Here is a 21519-nt window from a genome sequence, read left to right as displayed (position 1 = left end):
ACCACCTAGCCCTGCAAGGCCCCCCAAAGCGCATCCAGCTTCGGCCCCGCCGCCCGGCGCGGGCGAAAGGCGCAGATCTCCAGCGGCAATTCCCATTCCGCCCCGCCCAGCGCCACAAGACCCGCCCCCGGCTCCACCGCACTTTCGGGCAGCCAGCCCACGCCATGCCCCGCCGCGATGACCTCTTTCAGCACATCCGACATGTCGCACTGCACCGCCAGCCGATAGGACAGCACCCCCCCGCCCCGTTCGATCACATGTTCGAAAAGCCGCGCGAAATAGGCCCGCTGCGCATAGGCGATCAGGGGAAAGGGCGCCTTCGGCGTGCCGGGAAAGCCGAAATCCTGCCCCCGCGCCGCATAGGGCAGGAACCGGTCCGCCCGCAGCACCGCCCTTTCCTGCGTGGCCAATGTCTCATGGCTGGGCAGCGCCGGGCAATCATGCGCCAGAAGGATATCCGCATCCCCCGCCAGATAGCGCGCCGTCACCTCGGCCGTCGTGCCCACGATCACCGAAAAGGAACTGCGCACCTTCGGCCCGATCACCGCCAGAATCCGCCGGAAATCGCTGCGCGCCAGCACATTGGGCATGGCCAGCCGGATCTGGCTCATCACTTCGAACTGGCTGCCCCGGATCGCGGCCCGCGTCTCCAGCAGCCGCTCCACCGACGCGCCCGCCCCTTCGCGGAACTGCTCGCCTGCCTCGGTCAGCCGCACGGGCTGCGATCCCTTCACCACCAGCGCCGTGCCCACCCAATGTTCCAGCGACTGGATCCGCCGCGAAAACGCCGCCTGCGAAAGATTGCGGAACTCGGCCGCGCGGGTGAAGTTGCGCAACTCGGCCAGCGCCAGAAAATCCTGCAACCAGCGTATGTCCATCCCGATCCCTTCCCGCCCCGCCGCCTTTCGCGCCTCAGCGCGCGCGCCAGGCCCTCTGGATGTACAGCGCCGTCATCAGATCAAGATGCGCCCCGCCGCCATTCTTGGCGAGGGTGATCTCCTCCGCCGACCGGCGGGAGAACGTCGCCGGATCATCATAGTAATCGGCCACGATATCGCCTTCCGTGATCGCGCCCGATTTCAGCGGCTCGATCAACTCGCCAATGTGATGCAGCGTCGTCGCCCGCGCATCGACGAACACCCGCGCCCGCTGCATCGCGGTATCGTCCACCTCGCGCATGCCGGGCTTGTAGGCCCCGATCAGATCCAGATGCTGGCCCGGCTGCAACCACTCTCCCCTGATCAGCGGCTCTGTCGCCATCGTGGCGGTGCAGATCACATCCGCCGCCTTCACCGCAGTTTCCAGATCATCGGCCACCGGCAGGCCCATCGCCGCCGCACTCTCGCGCGACCGGCTCCAGACCGTGAATTCCGCCTCTGGAAAGATCGACCGGTAGGCATCCACCATCGACCGCGCCACATTCCCCGCCCCCACCAGCAGGAACCGCCGCGCATCCCTGCGCGCAAGGCGGCTGGCCGCGAACAGGCTGTCCCCCGCCGTCTTCCACTTCGTCACCAGATGGAAATCGACCAGCCCCGTCAGTTCCCCGGTCACATCGTCATACAGCGTCACCGCCCCATGGATCGTGGGCTTGCCCCGCGCCACATTCCCCGGCACCACCGTGGCCACCTTCACCAGCGCGCCCAGCCCGTCGATCCATGTCGCCCGGTCCAGGATCGTGTCCGCCCCGCGATAGACGAACAGATCCTTGATATCGGGCTTGGGCAGCCGATGCCCCACCTCGAAGGCCGCCAGCAGCCCCGCCCAGGTCAACAGCCGCTCTGCCTCGAAGGGCACGAAATCCACGCTCACAACCCTGCCTCCGTCCTGTCCAGCATACCCGCCGCCACCAGCCGCGCCGCCCAGCCCTGCCATCCCTCGAACAGATGCGTCTGCCAGCCCCGCGCCGCCGCGGCGGCGATATTGTCCGCCCGGTCATCGGTAAAGATCAACCGCTCCGGCGCAATCCCGCTTTCCGCCTCCAGCGCGGCAAAGATCGCCGGATCGGGCTTCATCACCCCCATCCGGCCACTGACCCATGCCCTGTCGAACTCTGCCAGAAACGGCAACCGCTCCACCGCCGCATCGAATGTCTCGCGCCCGAAATTCGTCAGCGCCAACACCGGCACCCCCCGCGCCTTCAGCGCCCGCAGCAACCGGATCGACCCGTCGATGGGCGGATGCGCGATCTCGAACCACCGATCCCGCCACATCCGGATCTCCGGCGCCCAGTCCGGATGCGTCTCGGCCAGCGTCTCCACCGATGCGGCAAAGGGCGCGCCCAGATCGACCCCGTCATTCATCCCTGCCAGATCGACCTCGGCAAACAGCCGCCGCCGCCGCGCCTCGCCGATCTCGCGGTCATAGAACCGCTCCGGCTGCCATTCCAGCAGCACATTGCCGATGTCAAAGACCACCGCCTCTGGGATCACCCGTCACATCCTTCTTCCGGCGCACCGTCTCGCGCCACAGCGTGTAAAGGCCCGCCCCGCAGATCAGGGCAATCCCCAGCGCCGCCATCAGATCGGGCCAGGTGCCAAAGATCAACACCCCCCAGAAGATCGCCAGCGGCATCGCCGCATATTCGAACGGTGCCACCAGCGCCGCCTCCAGCGTCCGATAGGCCTGGCTCACCATCAGCCCCCCGATCGCCACCGAAAGCCCGGTCGCCAGGAACCAGGGCCAATCCGCCATCGGCGGCCAGACCCATGTCCGGAACAGAAAGGCCAGCGAGGCATCGGACGACCCCGCCAGATGCCCATCCCCCACCACCAGCCCCATGGAGGTGGACACCAGAATGAACCCGCATTGCACATAGAAGGACAGCGTCATCGCGCTTTCCGTATCCTTCATCCGCCGCGTCATCATATGGCTCGACGCATAGCAGAAGGCCGAAATCAGCACGAGGATCGCCGCAGGCTGGATCACCCCCGTCCCCGGCCGCAGCATCACCACCACGCCCAGCATCCCCACCGCCACCGCCGCCCAGCGCCTCGGCCCCACCGCCTCGCCCAGAACCACCACCGAAAGCAGCGTCACCAGCAAGGGCGACACGAAGGCAATCGCTACCGCATCCGCCAGGGGCAGCGCCGCCAGCCCAAGGAAATAGCAGACATTCGACACCATCACGAATCCGACCCGGATCAGATGATCCCGCCCGCGTCGCGTCAGGATCTGCCGGAATCCGGTGCCGGAAAAATGCATCAGGCCCAGCAGGAAGATCATCCCCACTCCCGCCCGGATCAGGATCACCTGATGCAGCGCATAATCCCCCGACAGGAACTTGATCGCCACGTCATTGACCGACAGCATCGCGCTGCCGCCAATCGCCAGAAGGATGCCGGTCAATGTGGCCCGGCTGGAAATCTCGGTCATGATGGGAGCAGCAAACCCCTGCCGCCGCGCGAAATCTGTCCCCCCCGCGACACGGGCATGCCGCAGATCACCCGCCCGCCAGCGCGCCCCGCATCACCCGTTCCAGCGCCTCAAGGAACCGCGACCGGTCCGCCTTGGAAAAGGGCCGTCCGCCCCCCTGCCGGAACGGATCGGCGCTGCGCAGATCCGCCATCAGGTCGCGCGTCGCCAGCACATTGCCGATATTGCGGTCCGTCAGCACCTCGCCATTATGCTTCACCACCACCGCGCCGCCCGCAATGACACGCGCGGCCAAGGGGATATCCCCCGTCACCACCACATCCCCCGGCCCCGCCTGATCCGCGATCCACTTGTCCGCCTCATCTGGCCCTGCTGCCACGAACACGCTCTCCACCAAGGGGTTGGCACTCGGTCGGATGCCTCCATTGGAAACCACCAGCATCCGCACCCCATGCCGCGTGGCAACGCGCTCGCATTCCTCCTTCACGGGGCAGGCATCGGCATCCACGAACAGCCGCGCCATCGCCTATCCCAGCAGCGCCGCCGCGTGGAAGGCGACATGCTCTTCCATGAAGGTCGAGACGAAGAAATAGCTGTGATCATAGCCCTTCTGCATCCGGAACGCGCCCCCCTGCCGCCGCGCCGCCATCGCCTCGGCCAGCGCTTCGGGCTTCAGCAGATCAAGAAACTGGTCCGCCGTCCCCGTATCAATCAGCATCGGCCCGTCAAACCCATAGCGCCGCATCAGCAGCGTCGCGTCATACCCCGCCCAGGCCGCCTCATCCGCGCCCAGATAGGCCGTGAATTGCTTCCGCCCCCAGTCACTCGCGGTCGGATTGCAGATCGGCGCAAAGGCCGAAACCGACCGGAACCGTCCCGGAAAGCTCATCGCAATGGTCAGCGCACCATGCCCCCCCATCGAATGGCCCGTAATCGCCTGCGCGGCCTCGGCTAGGGGAAAGGCCGAAAACAGCACGGTCGGCAATTCGTCCGTGATGTAGTCCCACATCTGGAAATGCGGCGCCCAGGGCTCCTGGCTGGCATTCACATAGAACCCCGCCCCCTGTCCCAGATCATAGGCCTCGTCATTCGCCACGCCCGGCCCGCGCGGGCTGGTATCGGGAAAGACCAGCGCAATCCCCGCCTCGGCCGCCCAGCGCTGCGCGCCGGCCTTCACCATGGCATTCTCATGCGTGCAGGTCAGCCCCGACAGATACCACAGCACCGGCACCGGCCCATCCTCGGCCTGTTCGGGCAGGAACAACCCGAAGGTCATGTCGCATTCGCAGGCCGCCGAGGGGTGGGAATAAACCCCCTGCACGCCGCCAAATGCCCGGTTCTCCGAAAGGGTCTTCATGCCTCACCTCGTCTCTTTTGGCGCAAGCTTCCATGCCCCGCACAGGGATGCAAGCCACCGCCCCTTCGTCCTGGCCCAAATACCCGATCCGACCTGACAACAGGGCGCCACATCGGGGGGTGGGAACGGGGGGGGTCCGGGGGGGCGCATGCCCCCCCGGCCCGCGCCCGAAACGTCACTGCGTGGGATGGAATTTCCCGGCGGGCGACAGGGTGAATATCTCGCAGCCCGTCGCCGTCACCCCAACCGAATGCTCGAACTGCGCCGACAGCGACTTGTCCCGCGTGATCGCTGTCCAGTCATCGGCCAGAACCTTGGTCTCCGGCCGCCCCAGATTCACCATCGGCTCGATGGTGAAGAACATGCCTTCCTCCAGCACCGGCCCGCTGCCGGGCCGCCCGTAATGCAGCACATTGGGCGGCGAATGGAACACCCGTCCCAGCCCATGGCCGCAGAAATCGCGCACCACGCTCATCCGCTGGCTTTCCACGTAAGACTGGATCGCATGACCGATATCGCCAAAGGTATTTCCCGGCTTCACCGCCGCGATCCCCCGCATCAGCGCCTCATGCGTCACATTGATCAGGCGCTGCGCAAAGGGCTTGGCCGTGCCCGCGACATACATCCGGCTCGTATCGCCATACCAACCGTCCACGATCACCGTCACATCCACGTTCAGGATGTCCTGCGCCTGCAGCACATCGCTGCTGCGCCCCGGGATCTTCGCCCCCGGGATCCCGTGGCAGACCACATGGTTCACGCTGATGCAGGACGCATGGCGATAGCCCTTGTAACCGATCGTGGCCGAGGTCACCCCCCTCCGCTCCACCTCGGCGGTGATGAAGGCGTCGATCTCGCCCGTCGTGGCCCCCGGCACCACCAGCGGCCCGATGGCATCAAGGATCTCCGCCGCCACGCGGCCCGCCCTGGCCATGCCCGCGAAATCCGCATCCTCATGGACCCGGATTCCGTCCTTGGTGATGCGCCCGCGCGTCTCGTCCACCGCCTGTCACCCCTTCTGCTTCCCGGCCTAGATAAGCAAAGCCGCCCGCAAAGGCCAGACCTGCGCCACCGCATCCCCTTTGAAAGCCGCCCGTCGCGGCCTATACCCCTCTCTGCCGCCTCAGAAGGAATCGCCATGCCCAATCCCACCGCAGCCATGCTTGTGATCGGCGACGAAATCCTCTCGGGCCGGACGCGCGATTCGAACATGCACCATCTCGCCCGCCGCCTGACGGATCACGGCATCCGCCTGACCGAGGCCCGCGTCGTGGCCGACGATCACGGCGCCATCATCGCCGCCGTCAACGACCTGCGCGCCCGGCATGACCATGTCTTCACCTCTGGCGGCATCGGCCCCACCCATGACGACATCACGGCCGAGGCCATCGCCGCCGCCTTCGCCACCCCGATCACCCAGCGCGCCGATGCCATGGCCCTCCTGCAGGCGCATTACGACCGCGCGGGCCTCCCCTTCAACGAGGCGCGCCAGCGCATGGCCCGCATCCCCGATGGCGCAACCCTGATCGAAAACCCGATCTCCACCGCGCCGGGCTTCACGCTGGGCAATGTCCATGTCATGGCAGGCGTCCCCAACATCTTCGAAGCGATGTTCGAAGGCATCCTCCCCACCCTCACCGGCGGCGCGCCGCTCCTGTCGCAATCGCTGCGCGTGAACCGGGGCGAGGGCGAGATCGCGGCCGAATTCGGCGCCTTGGCCGCCGAATTCCCCGATCTCTCCATGGGCAGCTATCCCTTCAACACCAATGGCGTCTATGGCACCAACCTTGTCATCCGCGGCACCGATCCGGGCCGGATCGACGCCGCCATGACCCGCCTCGCCGCCCTCTTCCCATGACCGAAGACGATCTCGCCCAACTGGCCGAGGCGACATGGCCCCCCGCCGCCACCCATCGGCAGGGGCCTTGGCTCATCCGCGAAGGCAAGGGCGGCGGACAGCGCGTCTCGGCCGCCTCCGCCATCGGCGACTGGCAGCCCGATGACATTCCCCTGGCCGAATCCGCGATGCGCGCCCTTGGCCAATCGCCCCTTTTCGTCCTGCGCCCCTCCGAAACCGCGCTGGACCAGGCCCTCGCCGCGCGCGGCTACGCCCATCACGATCCCGTCGTCGCCTATGCCGGCTCCACCGCCGATCTCGCCGCCACGGAACCGCCCTTTCTCACCGCCTTTCCGCATTGGCCCCCTCTCGCCGTCGGCGCCCAGATCTGGGCCGAAGGCGGAATCGGCCCCGCCCGCCTTGCCGTCATGCACCGCGTCCAGGGGCCGAAGACCGCCATTCTCGGGCGCAGCGGCGACCGCGCGGCGGGCATCGCCTTCACGGCGATCCATGGAAATATTGCAATGCTTCACGCGCTCGAGGTCGCCCCCGCCCTGCGCAGAAATGGCTGCGGCCACAACATCTTGCGGGCAGCCGCGCTTTGGGCACGCGATCACGGGGCCGAAGCCATCGCGCTTCTGGTGACTGAGCGGAACACCGCCGCCCGCGCGCTCTATGCTTCCCTGAACATGCAGATTGTGGGACACTATCACTACCGCAAGTTGTAGGCCCCGCAGAAGGCTGAGCAGTGAACCAAACGCGCCCGCACGTCCTCAAACGGCTTGGCCGCCTCATGGCCATGCCTGCCCTGATCCTCTCGGCCGCGCTTCCCGCGCAGGCGATGGAGCTGGATTTCGGCACGCCCGCCATCCCCTCGGGCAAGCGGCATGAGGTGCTGGCCTCCTACACCGTTGCCACCGGCCCCTGGCGCGCTGGCACGATCCCCGCCGAAACTGCCGAAGGCCGCCTTGACCAGACCGCCTGGCAGATCCCGGCCGCGAAGCAGACAACCCTGCAGATCCTGCAACCCCTGCGCGAACAGATCCGCGCGGCGGGCTTCGAAACCCTGTTCGAATGCGAAACCGTCGCCTGCGGCGGCTTCGACTTCCGCTATGGAACCGACATCCTGCCGGAACCGGAAATGCATGTGGATCTGGGCGACTTCCGCTTTCTCGCCGCCCGCCGCGACGGTGGCACCGGCAAGACCCCGGAATGGCTGACGCTGATCGTCAGCCGCAGCGCTGATACCGGCTTCGTCCAGCTCACCCGCATCAGCGCGCCCAGCATCGGCACCCCGGATCTGACCATCTCGACCAAGTCACCCTTCTCTCCGGCCCCGGATCTGACCACAGGCACCCTGCCCGCGGCGCCAGACGCCCCAACCCTTTCCTTGCTTCCGGCCGATGATCCGCTCGCCGCGGCCCTGGCCGAAGGGCGGCCCCATGCCCTTGCCGACCTGGCCTTCGCTTCGGGCCGCGCCAGCCTCGAACCCGGCACCTATCCCTCGCTCGCGGCCCTGGCCGACTGGCTCTCTGCAAATCCCGCAGCGCGGATCGAACTTGTCGGCCATACCGATGCTTCGGGCAACGCGCAGACCAACACCGCCCTCTCCCTCGCCCGGGCGGACGCCACGCGCGACGCGCTCGTCACGCTTTATGGTGCGGATCCCGCCCGCATTTCCACGCGCGGCGCAGGCCCGGCAGAGCCCGTCGCCAGCAACGACACGGCCGAAGGCCGCGCCCAGAACAGAAGGGTCGAGGTCTTGGCGACCCCGACCCTGTGAACTCCCCCAGGAGTTGACGGTCCCCCTTTCGGGAAACCGGCGAATTTCACCAGCTGTCCGGCCCCTTGTCGATCAGTTGCCGCGCCAGAAAATCAATGAAGGCCCGCACCTTGGGCTGCGTGAACCGCCCCGGCGGATAGACGGCATAGATCCCCAGAACTTCCGTCGGCAGTCCCGGGATCGCCTCTTCCACCAACCCCTGCCGCATCGCATCGGCGTAAAGGAAGGACGGCAGATAGGCGATGCCCAGCCCGGAAATCGCGGCATTCAGCAGGGATTGCCCGTCATTCACTGTCAGCCAGCCGACAGATCGCACCTGCCGCTTTTCCCCCGATGGCGCGGTGATCTTCCACACATTGCCATTGGCCTGATTCGAATAGTGCAGCAGCTTGTGCTCGTTCAGATCGTCGATCTTCATCGGGCGGCCATAGCGCTGGAAATAGGAGGGCGAGGCGATCATCCGCTTCGTCGTCTCCGTCAGTTTGCGCGCGCGCAAGGACGAATCCTCCAGCTCCCCCACCCGGATCGCCATGTCGAACCCTTCGCTGATCAACTCGACATAGCGGTTGTTCAGCACCATGTTCACCGTGATATCCGGGTATTCCAGCAGGAAATCCCCCAGGATCGGCGACAAGAGGTTCACCCCGAAATCGGTGGCGACACTGATGCGCAACAGGCCCGAAGGGGCCGACTGCATGGATGTGACCAGCGCATCCGCCTCTCCTGCATCATTCAGGACGCGGCGCGCGCGGTCGTAATAGGCAAGGCCAATCTCGGTGGGCGAAACGCGGCGCGTGGTCCGGTTCAGAAGGCGGGCCCCCAGCCGCGCCTCCAGTGCCGATACATGCTTTGACACCGCAGATTTCGAAATTCCCATCTTCTTGGCCGCATCGGTGAAGCCGCCCTGGTCCACGACCATGGCAAAGGCTTCCATTTCCGTCAGTCGGTCCATTGTTACCCTCTGGCAAGCTATGAGGTCGTGTGGACGAGGATTGACCGCGAATTCAGGCAGGATCGGGGCGCAGGCGGGGCCGATCCGGGGTTTTCCTTGGGATCGTTGAAGGCGGGGAAACACAGGCCCCGGCCCGCAAGTCCCGGAAATTCCCTGTCAAAGCTGCGCAGCCAGCCTTGCGCCCTGATCAATCGCCCGTTTCGCATCCAGTTCGGCGGCCACATCCGCCCCCCCGATGACATGGGCCGCGATCCCCGCCGCCGCCAGATCCTCGGCCAGACCCCGCGCTGGTTCCTGCCCCGCGCACAGCACGACCGAATCGACCTCGATCACCTCTTCCACCCCGTCGCGCTGCACCACCAGCCCTTCTTCCGTGATCCGGCGATAGCTGACGCCCCCGATCATCTTCACGCCCTTCGCCGCCAGCGCCGCACGGTGGATCCATCCCGTCGTCTTGCCCAGGCCCCGCCCCGGCTTTTCGGCCTTGCGCTGCAACAGCCAGACTTCGCGCGCCGCAGGCTCCGGCTCCGGCGCCACCAGCCCGCCCCGCACCTCGGCCGGATCGCCCACACCCCATTCCCGCCGCCACAGCGCCGGGTCCAGGCTCGGGGATACCCCGCGATGCACCAGATATTCCGCCACATCGAAGCCGATGCCGCCCGCGCCCACCACGGCCACCCGCCGCCCCACCGGCGCACCGTTCAGAACGTCGACATAGCCCAGCGCCCGCTCCTCGCCCTCGATCCCCGGCGATCGCGGGGTAACCCCTGTCGCCACCACCACCTCGTCAAACCCGCGCAGATCCTGCACCGAAACCTCTGCGCCCAGCCGCAACTCCACCCCCGCCCGCGCGATCCGCGCCGCGAACCAGCGCACCAGACCGTGGAATTCCTCCTTCCCCGGCACCTGCTTGGCCAGGTTCAACTGCCCCCCGATCCGGTCCGCCCGGTCGAACAGCGTGACGCGATGCCCCCGCTCCGCCGCCACCGCCGCCGCCATCAGGCCCGCAGGCCCCGCCCCCACCACCGCCACGGATTTCGCCACCGCCACCGGCTCATAGGTCAACTCCACCTCATGGCAGGCGCGCGGGTTCACAAGACAGCTTGTCAGCTTGCCGCTGAACGTATGGTCCAGACAGGCCTGATTGCAGGCGATGCAGGGCGCGATCTCCTCCGCCCGCCCCGCCGCCGCCTTGGCCACGAAATCCGCATCCGCCAGAAAGGGCCGCGCCATGGAAACCATGTCGGCCATCCCATCGGCCAGCAGCCCCTCTGCCACCTCCGGCGTATTGATCCGGTTCGAGGTGATCACCGGGATCGACACCTCCCCCCGCAGCCGCCCCGTCAGATGCGCGAAAGCCGCGCGCGGCACGCTGGTGGCAATGGTCGGCACCCGCGCCTCATGCCAGCCGATGCCTGTGTTCAGGATCGTGGCCCCCGCCGCCTCCACCGCCCGCGCAAGAAGTGCGACTTCGTCCCAAGTGCTGCCATCCGGAACCAGATCGATCAGGCTGATACGATAGATCAGGATGAAATCCGCCCCCACCGCCGCCCGCACCCGCCGCACCACCTCGACAGGCAGCCGCATCCGGTTCTCATAACTCCCGCCCCAGTCGTCTTCACGACGGTTGGTATGGGCGACAAGGAACTGGTTCAGGAAATAGCCCTCGCTCCCCATCACCTCCACGCCGTCATAACCCGCCTCGCGCGCCCGCAAGGCCGCCGTGACGATATCGGCAATCTGCTTCTCGATCCCCGCCGCGTCCAGTTCGCGCGGCACGAAAGGCGAAATCGGCGACCGGATCGCACTCGGCGCCACACATTCCTTGCCATAGGCATAGCGCCCCGCATGCAGGATCTGCATCGCGATCCGCCCGCCCGCCGCATGGACCCTCTCCGTCACCACCCGGTGATTGGCAATGTCCAGCGCCGAATACAGCCCCGCCGCGCCGGGAAAGACGCCCCCTTCCGGGTTCGGCGCCATCCCCCCTGTCACCATCAGCCCGACGCCCCCCCGCGCCCGCGCGGCATAGAACTCCGCCACCCGGTTCCAGTCGCCGCGCTCTTCCAGCCCGGTATGCATCGACCCCATCAGCACACGGTTCGGCAGAACCACATGGCCAAGGTCCAGGGGCGACAACAGGTTCGGATATTCAGTCATGGCTCAGATCCTCCGGCCTGCGACAGTGCCGCAGCCGCAGCGCCCTGTCACGGGCAACGCGACGTCATGCGCGCAAACCCCGCAAGCGGCGCAAAAGGCCCTGCCCCTTCATCTTGGGAAAAATACCCTCGGGGGGTCCGGGGGGCGAAGCGCCCCCGGTCCGCCGCCCCCAAAAGGCGCTACCCCAGCGTTTCCACGCAATGCCGCCGGAAGGCCCGCTTCAGCATGTCCAGTTCCGCCCGCAACAGATCGACCTCAGCCCGCAGGTCATCTTCCATCGCCACGCCGGTGATGATGGTGAAATGCGCCAGCGTCTCGCCCAGCGCCTTGTCGCGGATCAGGAAGGTCTGAACCCCCTCGGTCAGCGACGCCACCGGCACCGGCACCCGCACGGCCCATTCCCCGGGCCGTTCTGGAATCGCCGTCACCGTCACGCCCGGCACCTCGGCCTCGAGATGCCGCACCTCCAGCGCCGGGCTGGCACTGCCCGACAGCACACCCTCCCAGACGCCGGCCCGAATGCGCGTCTTGGTCAGTTTCACGCCGTCCATCGCCACCCCCTCACAATTCCGCCCGCGGCCGACGACTGACCGTCACATCCCGCAGGATGATCTGGTTCATCTCCGGCCCCTCGAAGATCAGGTCGATCCACAGCCTCTCGATCCGCTTCTCGTTGATCTTGGTATAGGTCAGGTCGAACTCCACCATCACCTCTTCCGCGCCCAGCGGCAGTTCCAGCACGATCTGCTCGGTATTCGGCCCATGCTTCACGTTCAGCCGGGCAAAGATCTCCAGCGGCTTCTCCAGTTCCACGATCACATCCAGCCGGATCAGATGGCGCAGCTTCAACCCCTGCGCCGCCTGGTCCGGCAGGTCGATCACCAGCGACAGGAAGGATCCGTCAAAGCGGAACACATCCATGCGAAAGCCGAAGGGGGCGACATCGCTCTCGCGTTCGTTGCGGATCTGGCGGACGGTCAGCTCGCTCTGCCGGCAGTCGTGAAAGACCGTCGCCCCCTCGCAAAAGGCCATGCGGTTCGGCACCGAGGCCTGCCCCGGCACCGGCATCGGCCCCCGCCACAGATCAGGCCGCCACGCCCAATCCGTGCCCAGGGGCTTCTTCATCGCATTCGATCCGATCACCGGCAGGGCCAGCCGATGCTCTGCCTCATGGATCACCCGGTCCAGCTGCCGCCGCAGCGATCGCGCCCGCGACCGCCATCCCCGCAGCAAATCCGCCTCCGCCAAGGGCGCGGCCTCGGCCATTTCTTCCCAGCGCCGGACAAACCGCCTGTGCAGCAGCCGATCCAGCACGCCTTGCACTTTCCCCACCATACCCTGTCCCGAAACAGCACCGACAGATCATGTCCTTGCACGACCCCGACCCTATCTATCGCCGGAAAGGCCGCACCGCGCCACCGCCTTTTCGCCTCGAATGCGAAGTTCTCAGCCGCCCGTCGCCACCCCGTTGGTCGGCCCCTTGCCGGCATTGGCCCGCGCCATCGCCGCCATCGCCGCCAGCACAAGCGTCTTGCCCGCCGCCGGATCCAGCGTCTCCCCCCCGGGTCCATCCGCCGTGACGCTGACAAGTCGCCCGCGCAACCCGGAAATGGCCCGCCAGTAATCGCCTGCGATCCTGTCACGCAACCGCAAGAGGAACACATCCCCCTGCGCCTTGGCCTCCAGCACCACGACATCGCGCCCCCGGCCCGACCGGCTTAGCGTCGCACGCCCCGCCTCCGATGCAAAGAAAGCGGCCAGCGCCTCGCCGCCCCCGGCCATCGCCCCGGCCGAGGCCCCCGGTCCCACGGTCACCGTCACCAGCGAGGGCACCGTCGCGCCCCCGGCGCGGCAAGGCCCCATCAGGATCACCGCACTGTCCGCATCGCGGCGTCCTGCCCCCGGCGCGATGCAATAGCCCGCCGGCGCCGTGGCCGTGATCTGACCGTCCAGCAGCGCGACCGACCGGATCCCACCACCTTCCTCCGCCACGCATCCCGCCAGCCCGACCGCCAGCACCAGCGCAGCCACACCCCTTACCACCATGATCCCGCCTGTCCTCCTGTCCGGTCTGCAAGCGGCACGCATCCGCGCGCCCCACCCCGGCACCGCCTCCATAGCGCCCGGCCCGCGCCCCGTCCATTGCCGCTCCCTGCCCCCGGCAAGCCCTCGCCTGCACCTGCCAACCCTTCCCGCCAGGGCGCCCTCTCGCCATGGCCCCGCCCCACGTCTCCCCACGCCGCCCCGTCTCCCCTGCAATCGCCCGCCAGCCCGCCCGCCAAAGCGCCCTCTCGCCACGATCCTGCAACCGCTGTGCAGCGAACCCTTCCCCCCACGCTGCCATCCGCGACCCGAACCCCCTTTCCTTCCCTGCGCCCTCTCCTTCCCTGCCCCCTCTCCGTCCCTGCCCCCTCTCCCCCAACCCCCTCTCCCCCGTCCCCGGTTGCATCCCCGCGCGGAAAGGTCTTCACTCACAGCCGAACCGCGCCCGCCGAACCGCTACCCATGCACCGCCATCCCCAGGACGACATGCCCGCACAGACCGCCCCGCCCCAGGATCCCGTCCAGCGCCTGGCCCGCAGCCTTGCCGGGCAGGCGGATCTCTATGCCGCCCTGCGCCATGGCCTCGCCCCGGGCGAGGCGATGCCCGACATTCCCGCCCTGATCGCCGCCTGCGACCCCGCCACCGCCGCCCGCCTTGCCGCCGTCGATGCGGGCCTGCTTGCCGCCATTGCCCGCAAGGCCACCACCGGCTCTGCCGTGCCCGGTGCAGACCGCCTGCGCGCCGATCTCGCACAGGTCCCGACCCATCCCCTCTTCCTGCCCGATCCGGCCGCAAGCCTGACGATGGCCCTGCCCACGACCGGCCCCCGCCCCGACATGCCCGCCTTCTCGGACCCGGCCTTCGATCCATGGTTCGCCGCACATCAGGCAGGCGGCATCCGCTACGGCCTCGGCCTCTACGGCGAAAACCGCACCGTCTATGCCACACCGCAATTCGCCGACGCCGCCAGCCCCGAACGCCGCACCATCCATCTCGGCATCGACGTCTTCGCCCCGGCCGGAACCCCCGTATACGCCCCACTTCCGGGCCGCGTCAGGCATCTCACCTACAATGCCGACCCGCTCGATTACGGCCATACGCTGATCCTCGAACATGCCCTGAACGGAACGCGCTTCTTCACCCTCTACGGCCACCTCGCCGCCACCCTGCCGGGCCTCCACCCGACAGGCCGCGTGGAACCCGGCCAGATCATCGCCCATCTCGGCGACTGGCCCGAAAACGGCGGCTGGGCGCCGCATATCCACTTCCAGATCATCACCGACCTCCTCGCCACCGATGGCAACTTCTTCGGTGTCGGCCATGGCGGCCTCATGGATGTCTGGTCCGACATCAGCCCCGATCCGAACCTCCTCCTCCGCCTTCCCGCCGCGTCCTTCAAGGTCTGACCCATGCCCCTGATCCGCCTCGCCACCCCGTCCGACCGCGCCCTCTGGACCCCGCTCTTCGACGCCTATGCCGCCTTCTACCAAACCCCGCTCACCGATCAGACGCGCGACACGGTCTGGGGCTGGATCCACGATCCCGCCAACCCCTTCTGGTGCGCCCTCGCACTCTCCGACGACGGCCACCCTCTCGGCCTCGTCCAGTACCAGCTCATGCACCGCTCCCTGGGCGGTTCCATGGTCTGCTACCTCTCCGACCTCTTCACCACGCCCGAGGCCCGCGGTCAGGGCATAGGCCGCGCCCTGATCGACCATGTCCTCGCCTTCGCCCGCGACCGCGGCCTGCCCAATGTCCGCTGGCTCACCGCCGAGGACAACAGGACCGCACGGCACCTCTACGACAGCTACCGCCCCCGAACCCCCTTCATCCTCTATTCCGTCCCCACCACCTGACCGCCGCCCGCCCCTTCATCTTGGCCCAAATACCCGTTTCCCTATCACCAAAGGCGCAACGCCGCGATTTGGCCGCCCCGGGCGCCCCGGGCCATCCTCCGCGCGCCTTCCTGCCCCGCCCGGCAAGCCCCGATTGCAATTCCCACCCCCTCGGCTTATCTCTGCCAGCCAACCGACGGACCCGCGCATAAAGGCCAAGCCCGCATGAACTGGATCTCCAACTACGTCCGCCCCAAGATCAACTCGCTCTTCTCCCGCCGGGAAGTGCCCGAGAACCTGTGGACGAAGTGCCCCGAATGCGGGACGATGCTCTTCCACCGCGAACTCGCCGCCAATCTGAACGTCTGCACCTCCTGCGACCATCACATGGCGATCAGCCCGCGCGACCGCTTCTCCGCCCTCTTCGACGGCGGCATCTTCACCGAGGTGAAGGTCCCCGAACCCGTCACCGATCCCCTGCATTTCCGCGATCAGAAGAAATACCCCGAACGCCTCAAGGCCGCGCAGAAAGCAACGGGCGAAAAAGAGGCGATGCTCGTCGCCGAAGGCGAAATCGCCAAGACAGCCATCGTCGCCGTGGCGCAGGATTTCTCCTTCATGGCAGGCTCCATGGGGATGTATGTCGGCAACGCCATCCTCGCCGCCGCCGAACGCGCGGTGAAGATGAAACGTCCCCTCGTCCTCTTTTCCGCCGCAGGCGGCGCGCGCATGCAGGAAGGCATCCTCTCGCTGATGCAGATGCCCCGCACCACCGTTGCCGTGCAGATGCTGAAGGAAGCGAACCTTCCCTATATCGTCGTCCTCACCCATCCCACCACGGGCGGGGTGACGGCCTCCTATGCCATGCTGGGCGATGTCCAGATCGCGGAACCCAATGCGCTGATCTGCTTCGCCGGCCCCCGCGTCATCGAACAGACCATCCGCGAGAAACTCCCCGAAGGCTTCCAGCGCGCAGAATACCTGCTCGACCACGGCATGCTTGACCGCGTCACCCACAGAAAGGCCCTGCGCGAGGAACTGGTCACCATCCTCCGGATGCTCACCAACCAGCCCCCGGCGATCAAGGGCGAACTGACCGCGCAACCCGCCGAAGCCTGATCCGCAGAGACCGGAACCCGTGACCTCACTCCCCTCCGACGCCATCCTCGAACGGATGATGACCCTGCACCCCAAGGTCATCGACCTGACGCTTGACCGCGTCCACCGCCTCCTCGCCCTTCTCGGCAACCCCGAACGCGCCATCCCCCCCGCGATCCATATCGCGGGCACCAATGGCAAGGGCAGCACCCAGGCCATGATCCGCGCCGGGCTCGAGGCGGCGGGCCAAAAGGTCCACGCCTATACCTCGCCCCATCTCGCCCGCTTCCAAGAACGCATCCGCCTCGCCGGGGCGCTTATCGAGGAACCCGCCCTCGCCGCCCTGCTCGACGAATGCGTGGCGAAGAACGGCCCGGACGAGATCACCTTCTTCGAAATCACCACCTGCGCGGCCTTCCTCGCCTTCGCCCGTACCCAAGCCGACTGGACGCTGCTCGAAGTCGGCCTCGGCGGCCGGCTCGACGCCACCAATGTCATCACGCCCCGCCTGTCGATCATCACCCCCGTCTCGATGGATCACGAAGCCTTCCTCGGCGACACGCTGGCGAAGATCGCCGCCGAAAAGGCGGGCATCATCAAGCGCGGCATCCCGGTCATCCTCGGCCCACAGCACCCCGACGGGCTGCAGGTCATGGAAACCACCGCCGCCCGCCTCGGCGCCCCCGTCCTCGCCCATGGCCAGCACTGGCAGGTGTGGGAAGAACGCGGTCGCCTGATCTATCAGGATGAGACGGGCCTCCTCGACCTCCCCCTCCCCAACCTCCCCGGCCCCCACCAGATCCAGAACGCCGGCGCCGCAATCACCGCCCTGCGCTTCCTCGGCCATGACGAGGCCGCCTGCGAAGCCGCCGTCACCCGCGCCGAATGGCCCGCTAGGATGCAGCGCCTGCGCCGCGGCCCGCTGATCGACCTCGCGCCGGATGCCGAACTCTGGCTCGACGGCGGCCACAATCCGGCAGGCGGCGAGGCCGTCGCCGCCACCCTCGCCCGGATGCCCGACCGCGACACGCATCTGATCTGCGGCATGCTGAACACCAAGGACGTGACGGGCTACATGCGCCCCCTCGCGCCCCATGTCGCCCGCCTGCACGCCGTCTCCATCCCCGGCGAAAAGAACACCCTTCCGGCCGAGGCCACGCGCGACGCCGCCCGCAGCGCCGGGATCGACGCCACCACAGCCCCCTCCGTGGCCGAGGCAGTATCCGCCATCACGGACGAAAACCCCGAAGCCCGCATCCTCATCTGCGGCTCGCTCTACCTCGCAGGCGCGATCCTCCGCGAGAACGGCTGACCCGAAGATTGTTCTGCGAACAATCCCGATTTTTCGCAGAAAAATCGTCCTCCCCACGCCAAGGCCAAACTTGCGCCCGAATCCCCGTCATGCTGGGCGCATTGTCCATGACGGTTCCATTCCATGACAGCCTTTTCCCCCCTTCCCTCCCAGACCAAAGCCCGCGTCGCCGTCTTCATCGACGGTGACCACATTCCCCCCTCCTCTCGCCCAAGCATCGCCCTCGAAGCCGCCAGACTGGGCTCCGTCGCCTCCACGCAACTCTTCTGCGACCTCTCACTCAGGTCCGACTGGGCCGCCGAAACCGGCATCGACACGACCCATTGCAAAGGTCGCCCCGGCAAGAACAGCGCCGATATCTCGCTCTGCATTGCCGCCCTCGACCTCGCCTATCGCGGGCTGGCGACGGCCTTTCTCATCGCCTCGAACGATCGCGATTTCGAACCCCTGATCCGGCACCTGCACAGGATCGGCTGCACCGCCATACAGATCAGGTCACAGCCCGCCACCAGCACCGAAGCCGCCAAGACAATGCCCGCACCACAAAGCGCCAGCCCCCCTGCCCCCGCCCTCGCGGCGGACAGCGGATCCTTGCTGGAAAAGGTCCGCGCCGCGATCAAGGCACATGGCGGCCCGGACGGCATCACCATCGCGGCACTCAACCCGCTGCTGCACCGCCAAGGTGTCCGCATCTCGCTTCAGCCGGAAAAGTCATGGCGTAAATGGCTTCAGGCCCGCCCGCAGCACTTCACCTGCGATCCGAAAGGCCCGCAGTCCAGGGTTCGGCTGGTCCGCTAACCAGCCCCTCTCACCCCATAGCGCGCCATGAACATGGCCACCGCCCCTTCCACCACGCGCTTCACCTCGCGCGGGGCGGCCGCGCCAAGGCCAAAGATCGCGCGGTCATGCAGATCGGCCTTGCACAGTTGCGCGAACTGATCCGCCGCAAGGTCCAGATCGTCGATCCGCACCTCTCCCCGCGCGACCGCCTTGGTCAGGAACCGCACCAGCCGCCCGCGCACCAGTTCCGGCCCGCTCTCATAGAACGCGGTTCCCAAGGCCGGGAACCTGTCGCTCTCCGCCACGCACATCCGGAACATGCGCTGCCCGAATTCCGACTGCGCAAAGCCCACGATCCGCTCCCCCGCCAGACGCAGCACCTCGGCCACCGGGGCATCGTCACCGATCAGCGCCTCCGCCTCATCCGCCGCGCGGCGGCACTCGGCCTTGGCCACCTCAAGGAACAGCAGCCGCTTGTCGGGGAAATAGCTGTAAAGCGTGGCCTTGCTCACCCCCGCCTCGCGGGCGATGTCATCGACCGACGCGCCTTCGAAACCGTCGCGCAGGAATATCTCGCGCGCGCCCGCCAGCACCTGATCGAACTTGCGCCCCCGCCGGATCACCTGGCTCTCGTCACCCATGCCACCCACCCCCTAGAAACGCGCGACCATAGACCGCCCCGCCCGCACCCGTCAAACCCGCCGCAGCGCCGTCACCGGCCCGCCCCCCTGCGCCGCGATGCGCGCGATGGCCGCCTCGATACCCTCATGGCACACATCCATGCTGTGCCCATTGGCATGGATCAGTCGCGCCCCATCCACGACCATCGCCACATGCCCCTTCCAGAACATCAGGTCCCCCCGCCGCAGATCCCCTGCCGCCACCGGCGCACCCATCCGCGCCTGCATGTCGCTGTCGCCCGGACAGTCCCGCCCGCAGGCCAGCAGCGCCGCCTGCACCAATCCCGAACAGTCGATCCCCGCCGCGCTGTTGCCGCCCCACAGATAGGGCACGCCCAGAAACCCCTCGGCCACCGCAACAGGATCGTCGCACCAGTCCCCCAGCCGCCGCAGATGCATCGCGGGCAAGAACCCGCCCGCCACCCGCGCCCATCTGCCATCCTCCTCCAGCACCACCACCCGTGCGCCGAAGGGCAGCGCCGCCATCTCCCGTGCCTGCACCCGCGCCTCGGGGTAAAGATGCGTGCCCCGCGCGGCCACCCAATGCGTCGCCGCCAGCGCAGGCCCGACCGCCCCCGCCTCCAGCCAGCCGCAATAGCCATCCTTGCCCATCTGCACGAAGGCATGGCCCCCGCGCCGCTCCACCACCACCAGCGGTTCGCCCAGCACCACCTGCCGATCCCGCGCCCCGCCGGGGCTTGCACACAGATCAACCAACGGCACCGCCACCGCCCCCGCCTCTCCGGCAACGAAAGCCTCGGCCTCCACCCGCCCGCGCAGCGCCTCCAGCGCCACGCGGCCGGAATGCGGCGTCACCCTCCGGTCCATCACAGCCCCAGCATCGCGGGCAACCCGCACAGCAGGGCCCGCGCCCCCTGCCCGACCCCGCCCTTGGGCCGCCCCGGCGCCTCGGTCGGCGTATGGCCATAGATGTCGAAATGCACATAGCGCGGATGATCCGCGAACCGCCGCAGGAAAAGCGCCGCCGTGATCGACCCCGCAAAGCCAAAGCCCGGCGCATTGTCCAGATCGGCAATCCCTGGCTCGATCACGCTTTCATAGGCGTCATGGAAGGGCAGCCGCCAGACCGGATCGCAGCCCGCCACCGCCCCCGCCTCCAGCGCCGCCACGATCCCCGCATCGTCGCAGTAATAGGGCGCCAGATCCGGCCCCACCGCCACCCGCGCCGCCCCCGTCAGCGTGGCCATCGACACCAGCAGGTCGCAAGGCTCCTCCCCCGCCCAGGCCAGCGCATCGCCAAGGACCAGACGCCCCTCGGCATCGGTGTCGTTCACCTCCACCGTCAATCCCTTCCGGCTGGTCAGAATATCCTTCGGCTTCAATGCATTGCCCGAAACCACATTCTCCACCGCAGGCACGATCACCCGCAGCCGGACGGGCAGGCCCAGTTCCATGATCATCTGCGCCAGCCCCATCACCGTGGCGGCACCCCCCATGTCCTTCTTCATCAGGTTCATGCCGTTCGACGGCTTCAGGTTCAGGCCTCCGGTGTCGAAACACACCCCCTTGCCCACCAGCGTGAGAAGAGGCCCCGCCGCACCCCAGCGCATCTCCATGATCCGCGGCGCGCGCGGACTGGCCCGCCCCACCGCATGCACCATGGGAAAGCCCTGCTCCAGCAGGTCTTCCCCCCGCACCACCGTCACGGCCGCCCCATGCCGCCCCGCCAGCGCCACGAACTCTGCCTCCAGTTCCGCAGGCCCCATATCCTGCGCCGGCGTGTTGATCAGGTCGCGCGTCAGGAACTCCCCCCGCGCCATCGCGACAAGACGCCCCGCATCCACCCCCTCCGGGCAGATCAGCCGCGCCCCCGCCGCATCCTTCGCCGCGCGATAGCGGCCGAACCGATACACTGCCAGCAAGGCCCCCAGCGCCGCCTCCGCCCGATCCGCCACCGCCTCCAGCCCCGCCAGACGCCACGCCCCCGCAGGCAATCCCGCCACCGCGCGGGCCAGCCCGAACCGCTGCCGCCGCCGCGCCTTCGCCGTGCCGAACCCGGCCACCGCCGCCAAGACAGACCCATCCGCCCCCGGCAACAGCCGCACCTCCCCCATATCGCCCTTGAAACCCGTCGCCGCCAGCCATGCCGCCGCCTCCGGCCCCAGGGCCGCGCCCAGCCCCTCCACCCCCTCGGGCGAAACGACATGCAGCACCCGCGCCTCGGCAGAGGCATCGGCGAATTCAGGCGTCAGGAAAGGCAGCGCATCCAGGGTCATCTAAAGGCATCCGGCATCAGGCCCGGAACCACCTCCGGGCAGGTGCCGCAGCCTAGAAACACCCCGCCC

At 67.8% G+C, this 21519-nt stretch carries 23 protein-coding genes; 8 read left to right on the top strand and 15 right to left on the bottom strand.

Annotated elements, in window-relative coordinates; all coding sequences use genetic code 11:
• Positions 1 to 5: 5 nt before the first annotated feature.
• The 7 genes from G5V65_RS04580 to map all read right to left on the bottom strand — a co-directional run bounded on the left by G5V65_RS04580 (position 6) and on the right by map (position 5735).
• Positions 6 to 878 (bottom strand): LysR family transcriptional regulator, encoded by an 873-nt coding sequence (locus G5V65_RS04580; protein WP_165047406.1) that lies wholly within the window; start codon positions 876 to 878, stop codon positions 6 to 8.
• A gap of 34 nt (positions 879 to 912) precedes the next feature.
• The gene (locus tag G5V65_RS04575; protein WP_165047405.1) at positions 913 to 1812 is read right to left on the bottom strand and encodes an ornithine cyclodeaminase; all 900 of its coding nucleotides are present in this window, start codon (positions 1810 to 1812) and stop codon (positions 913 to 915) included.
• Positions 1809 to 2432, bottom strand: a complete 624-nt coding sequence (locus tag G5V65_RS04570; protein ID WP_165047404.1) for an HAD-IA family hydrolase — start codon at positions 2430 to 2432, stop codon at positions 1809 to 1811. The genes G5V65_RS04575 and G5V65_RS04570 overlap by 4 nt, the downstream gene beginning before the upstream one ends.
• The gene (locus G5V65_RS04565) at positions 2407 to 3375 is read right to left on the bottom strand and encodes a DMT family transporter (protein WP_206526662.1); all 969 of its coding nucleotides are present in this window, start codon (positions 3373 to 3375) and stop codon (positions 2407 to 2409) included. Before G5V65_RS04565 ends, G5V65_RS04570 begins: the two co-directional genes overlap by 26 nt.
• A 67-nt stretch (positions 3376 to 3442) precedes the next feature.
• Positions 3443 to 3898, bottom strand: a complete 456-nt coding sequence (locus tag G5V65_RS04560) for a YaiI/YqxD family protein (protein WP_165047402.1) — start codon at positions 3896 to 3898, stop codon at positions 3443 to 3445.
• A 3-nt stretch (positions 3899 to 3901) separates the two neighbouring features.
• Positions 3902 to 4732 carry an S-formylglutathione hydrolase gene (gene fghA, locus G5V65_RS04555; protein ID WP_165047401.1) on the bottom strand — a complete coding sequence of 277 codons (831 nt, stop codon included), beginning with the start codon at positions 4730 to 4732 and terminating at the stop codon, positions 3902 to 3904.
• A gap of 175 nt (positions 4733 to 4907) precedes the next feature.
• Positions 4908 to 5735 carry a type I methionyl aminopeptidase gene (map, locus tag G5V65_RS04550; RefSeq protein ID WP_165047400.1) on the bottom strand — a complete coding sequence of 276 codons (828 nt, stop codon included), beginning with the start codon at positions 5733 to 5735 and terminating at the stop codon, positions 4908 to 4910.
• Between the two features lie 135 nt (positions 5736 to 5870).
• On the opposite strand from map, the gene G5V65_RS04545 reads away from it, so the two are divergent.
• From G5V65_RS04545 to G5V65_RS22775, 3 genes are read left to right on the top strand one after another with little or no spacing between them, the layout of a single operon-like run.
• The gene (locus tag G5V65_RS04545; protein WP_165047399.1) at positions 5871 to 6590 is read left to right on the top strand and encodes a competence/damage-inducible protein A; all 720 of its coding nucleotides are present in this window, start codon (positions 5871 to 5873) and stop codon (positions 6588 to 6590) included.
• Positions 6587 to 7297 carry a GNAT family N-acetyltransferase gene (locus G5V65_RS04540; protein ID WP_165047398.1) on the top strand — a complete coding sequence of 237 codons (711 nt, stop codon included), beginning with the start codon at positions 6587 to 6589 and terminating at the stop codon, positions 7295 to 7297. The genes G5V65_RS04545 and G5V65_RS04540 overlap by 4 nt, the downstream gene beginning before the upstream one ends.
• 20 nt (positions 7298 to 7317) lie before the next feature.
• Positions 7318 to 8352: an OmpA family protein gene (locus G5V65_RS22775; protein WP_165047397.1), complete on the top strand. Its 1035-nt coding sequence runs from the start codon at positions 7318 to 7320 to the stop codon at positions 8350 to 8352.
• Positions 8353 to 8398: 46 nt separating this feature from the next.
• On the opposite strand, the gene G5V65_RS04530 is transcribed toward G5V65_RS22775, so the two are convergent.
• From G5V65_RS04530 to G5V65_RS04510, 5 genes are all read right to left on the bottom strand, one after another.
• Positions 8399 to 9304, bottom strand: coding sequence for a LysR family transcriptional regulator (locus G5V65_RS04530; protein WP_165047395.1), 906 nt, complete (start codon positions 9302 to 9304; stop codon positions 8399 to 8401).
• Positions 9305 to 9460: 156 nt separating this feature from the next.
• Entirely contained in the window at positions 9461 to 11464 is a 2004-nt protein-coding gene (locus G5V65_RS04525) for an NADPH-dependent 2,4-dienoyl-CoA reductase (protein ID WP_165047394.1), read from the bottom strand.
• Between the two features lie 179 nt (positions 11465 to 11643).
• Positions 11644 to 12015 carry a hypothetical protein gene (locus tag G5V65_RS04520; protein ID WP_165047393.1) on the bottom strand — a complete coding sequence of 124 codons (372 nt, stop codon included), beginning with the start codon at positions 12013 to 12015 and terminating at the stop codon, positions 11644 to 11646.
• 10 nt (positions 12016 to 12025) lie between these two features.
• Positions 12026 to 12799 (bottom strand): DUF6478 family protein, encoded by a 774-nt coding sequence (locus tag G5V65_RS04515; RefSeq protein ID WP_165047392.1) that lies wholly within the window; start codon positions 12797 to 12799, stop codon positions 12026 to 12028.
• Positions 12800 to 12910: 111 nt separating this feature from the next.
• A complete protein-coding gene (locus G5V65_RS04510; protein WP_165047391.1) occupies positions 12911 to 13510 on the bottom strand; it encodes a cation transport ATPase in 600 nt (199 codons plus the stop codon).
• Between the two features lie 459 nt (positions 13511 to 13969).
• Here G5V65_RS04510 and G5V65_RS04505 point away from each other — a divergent pair, with 459 nt between their 5' ends.
• The 5 genes from G5V65_RS04505 (at position 13970) to G5V65_RS04485 (ending at position 18551) form a co-directional block, all read left to right on the top strand.
• Positions 13970 to 14914 carry a peptidoglycan DD-metalloendopeptidase family protein gene (locus G5V65_RS04505; RefSeq protein ID WP_165047390.1) on the top strand — a complete coding sequence of 315 codons (945 nt, stop codon included), beginning with the start codon at positions 13970 to 13972 and terminating at the stop codon, positions 14912 to 14914.
• A gap of 3 nt (positions 14915 to 14917) precedes the next feature.
• Entirely contained in the window at positions 14918 to 15364 is a 447-nt protein-coding gene (locus G5V65_RS04500; protein WP_165047388.1) for a GNAT family N-acetyltransferase, read from the top strand.
• A gap of 204 nt (positions 15365 to 15568) precedes the next feature.
• Positions 15569 to 16462 (top strand): acetyl-CoA carboxylase, carboxyltransferase subunit beta, encoded by an 894-nt coding sequence (accD, locus tag G5V65_RS04495; protein ID WP_165047387.1) that lies wholly within the window; start codon positions 15569 to 15571, stop codon positions 16460 to 16462.
• Between the two features lie 55 nt (positions 16463 to 16517).
• The gene (locus G5V65_RS04490; protein ID WP_165047549.1) at positions 16518 to 17753 is read left to right on the top strand and encodes a bifunctional folylpolyglutamate synthase/dihydrofolate synthase; all 1236 of its coding nucleotides are present in this window, start codon (positions 16518 to 16520) and stop codon (positions 17751 to 17753) included.
• 123 nt (positions 17754 to 17876) lie between these two features.
• Positions 17877 to 18551, top strand: a complete 675-nt coding sequence (locus G5V65_RS04485; RefSeq protein ID WP_165047386.1) for an NYN domain-containing protein — start codon at positions 17877 to 17879, stop codon at positions 18549 to 18551.
• On the opposite strand, the gene G5V65_RS04480 is transcribed toward G5V65_RS04485, so the two are convergent.
• From G5V65_RS04480 to G5V65_RS04470, 3 genes are read right to left on the bottom strand one after another with little or no spacing between them, the layout of a single operon-like run.
• The gene (locus tag G5V65_RS04480) at positions 18548 to 19174 is read right to left on the bottom strand and encodes a TetR/AcrR family transcriptional regulator (protein ID WP_165047385.1); all 627 of its coding nucleotides are present in this window, start codon (positions 19172 to 19174) and stop codon (positions 18548 to 18550) included. The genes G5V65_RS04485 and G5V65_RS04480 overlap by 4 nt on opposite strands.
• Before the next feature lie 51 nt (positions 19175 to 19225).
• Positions 19226 to 20041, bottom strand: coding sequence for a C40 family peptidase (locus G5V65_RS04475; RefSeq protein WP_165047383.1), 816 nt, complete (start codon positions 20039 to 20041; stop codon positions 19226 to 19228).
• Positions 20041 to 21426: a leucyl aminopeptidase family protein gene (locus G5V65_RS04470; protein WP_165047548.1), complete on the bottom strand. Its 1386-nt coding sequence runs from the start codon at positions 21424 to 21426 to the stop codon at positions 20041 to 20043. The genes G5V65_RS04475 and G5V65_RS04470 overlap by 1 nt, the downstream gene beginning before the upstream one ends.
• Positions 21427 to 21519: the final 93 nt, after the last annotated feature.

Origin of the sequence: Paragemmobacter kunshanensis (genome assembly GCF_011059185.1) — a bacterium.
In the GTDB taxonomy this organism is placed as follows: domain Bacteria; phylum Pseudomonadota; class Alphaproteobacteria; order Rhodobacterales; family Rhodobacteraceae; genus Paragemmobacter; species Paragemmobacter kunshanensis.
This window is presented reverse-complemented; position numbering and strand designations above follow the sequence as displayed.

Coding starts and splice junctions, on each gene's coding strand:
- G5V65_RS04580 (WP_165047406.1), bottom strand. CDS start 878: ATGGACATACGCTGGTTGCAGGATTTTCTGGCGCTGGCCGAGTTGCGC.
- G5V65_RS04565 (WP_206526662.1), bottom strand. CDS start 3,375: ATGACCGAGATTTCCAGCCGGGCCACATTGACCGGCATCCTTCTGGCG.
- G5V65_RS04560 (WP_165047402.1), bottom strand. CDS start 3,898: ATGGCGCGGCTGTTCGTGGATGCCGATGCCTGCCCCGTGAAGGAGGAA.
- fghA (WP_165047401.1), bottom strand. CDS start 4,732: ATGAAGACCCTTTCGGAGAACCGGGCATTTGGCGGCGTGCAGGGGGTT.
- G5V65_RS04545 (WP_165047399.1), top strand. CDS start 5,871: ATGCCCAATCCCACCGCAGCCATGCTTGTGATCGGCGACGAAATCCTC.
- G5V65_RS04540 (WP_165047398.1), top strand. CDS start 6,587: ATGACCGAAGACGATCTCGCCCAACTGGCCGAGGCGACATGGCCCCCC.
- G5V65_RS04530 (WP_165047395.1), bottom strand. CDS start 9,304: ATGGACCGACTGACGGAAATGGAAGCCTTTGCCATGGTCGTGGACCAG.
- G5V65_RS04525 (WP_165047394.1), bottom strand. CDS start 11,464: ATGACTGAATATCCGAACCTGTTGTCGCCCCTGGACCTTGGCCATGTG.
- G5V65_RS04520 (WP_165047393.1), bottom strand. CDS start 12,015: ATGGACGGCGTGAAACTGACCAAGACGCGCATTCGGGCCGGCGTCTGG.
- G5V65_RS04515 (WP_165047392.1), bottom strand. CDS start 12,799: ATGGTGGGGAAAGTGCAAGGCGTGCTGGATCGGCTGCTGCACAGGCGG.
- G5V65_RS04510 (WP_165047391.1), bottom strand. CDS start 13,510: ATGGTGGTAAGGGGTGTGGCTGCGCTGGTGCTGGCGGTCGGGCTGGCG.
- G5V65_RS04505 (WP_165047390.1), top strand. CDS start 13,970: ATGCACCGCCATCCCCAGGACGACATGCCCGCACAGACCGCCCCGCCC.
- G5V65_RS04500 (WP_165047388.1), top strand. CDS start 14,918: ATGCCCCTGATCCGCCTCGCCACCCCGTCCGACCGCGCCCTCTGGACC.
- accD (WP_165047387.1), top strand. CDS start 15,569: ATGAACTGGATCTCCAACTACGTCCGCCCCAAGATCAACTCGCTCTTC.
- G5V65_RS04490 (WP_165047549.1), top strand. CDS start 16,518: ATGATGACCCTGCACCCCAAGGTCATCGACCTGACGCTTGACCGCGTC.
- G5V65_RS04485 (WP_165047386.1), top strand. CDS start 17,877: ATGACAGCCTTTTCCCCCCTTCCCTCCCAGACCAAAGCCCGCGTCGCC.
- G5V65_RS04480 (WP_165047385.1), bottom strand. CDS start 19,174: ATGGGTGACGAGAGCCAGGTGATCCGGCGGGGGCGCAAGTTCGATCAG.
- G5V65_RS04475 (WP_165047383.1), bottom strand. CDS start 20,041: ATGGACCGGAGGGTGACGCCGCATTCCGGCCGCGTGGCGCTGGAGGCG.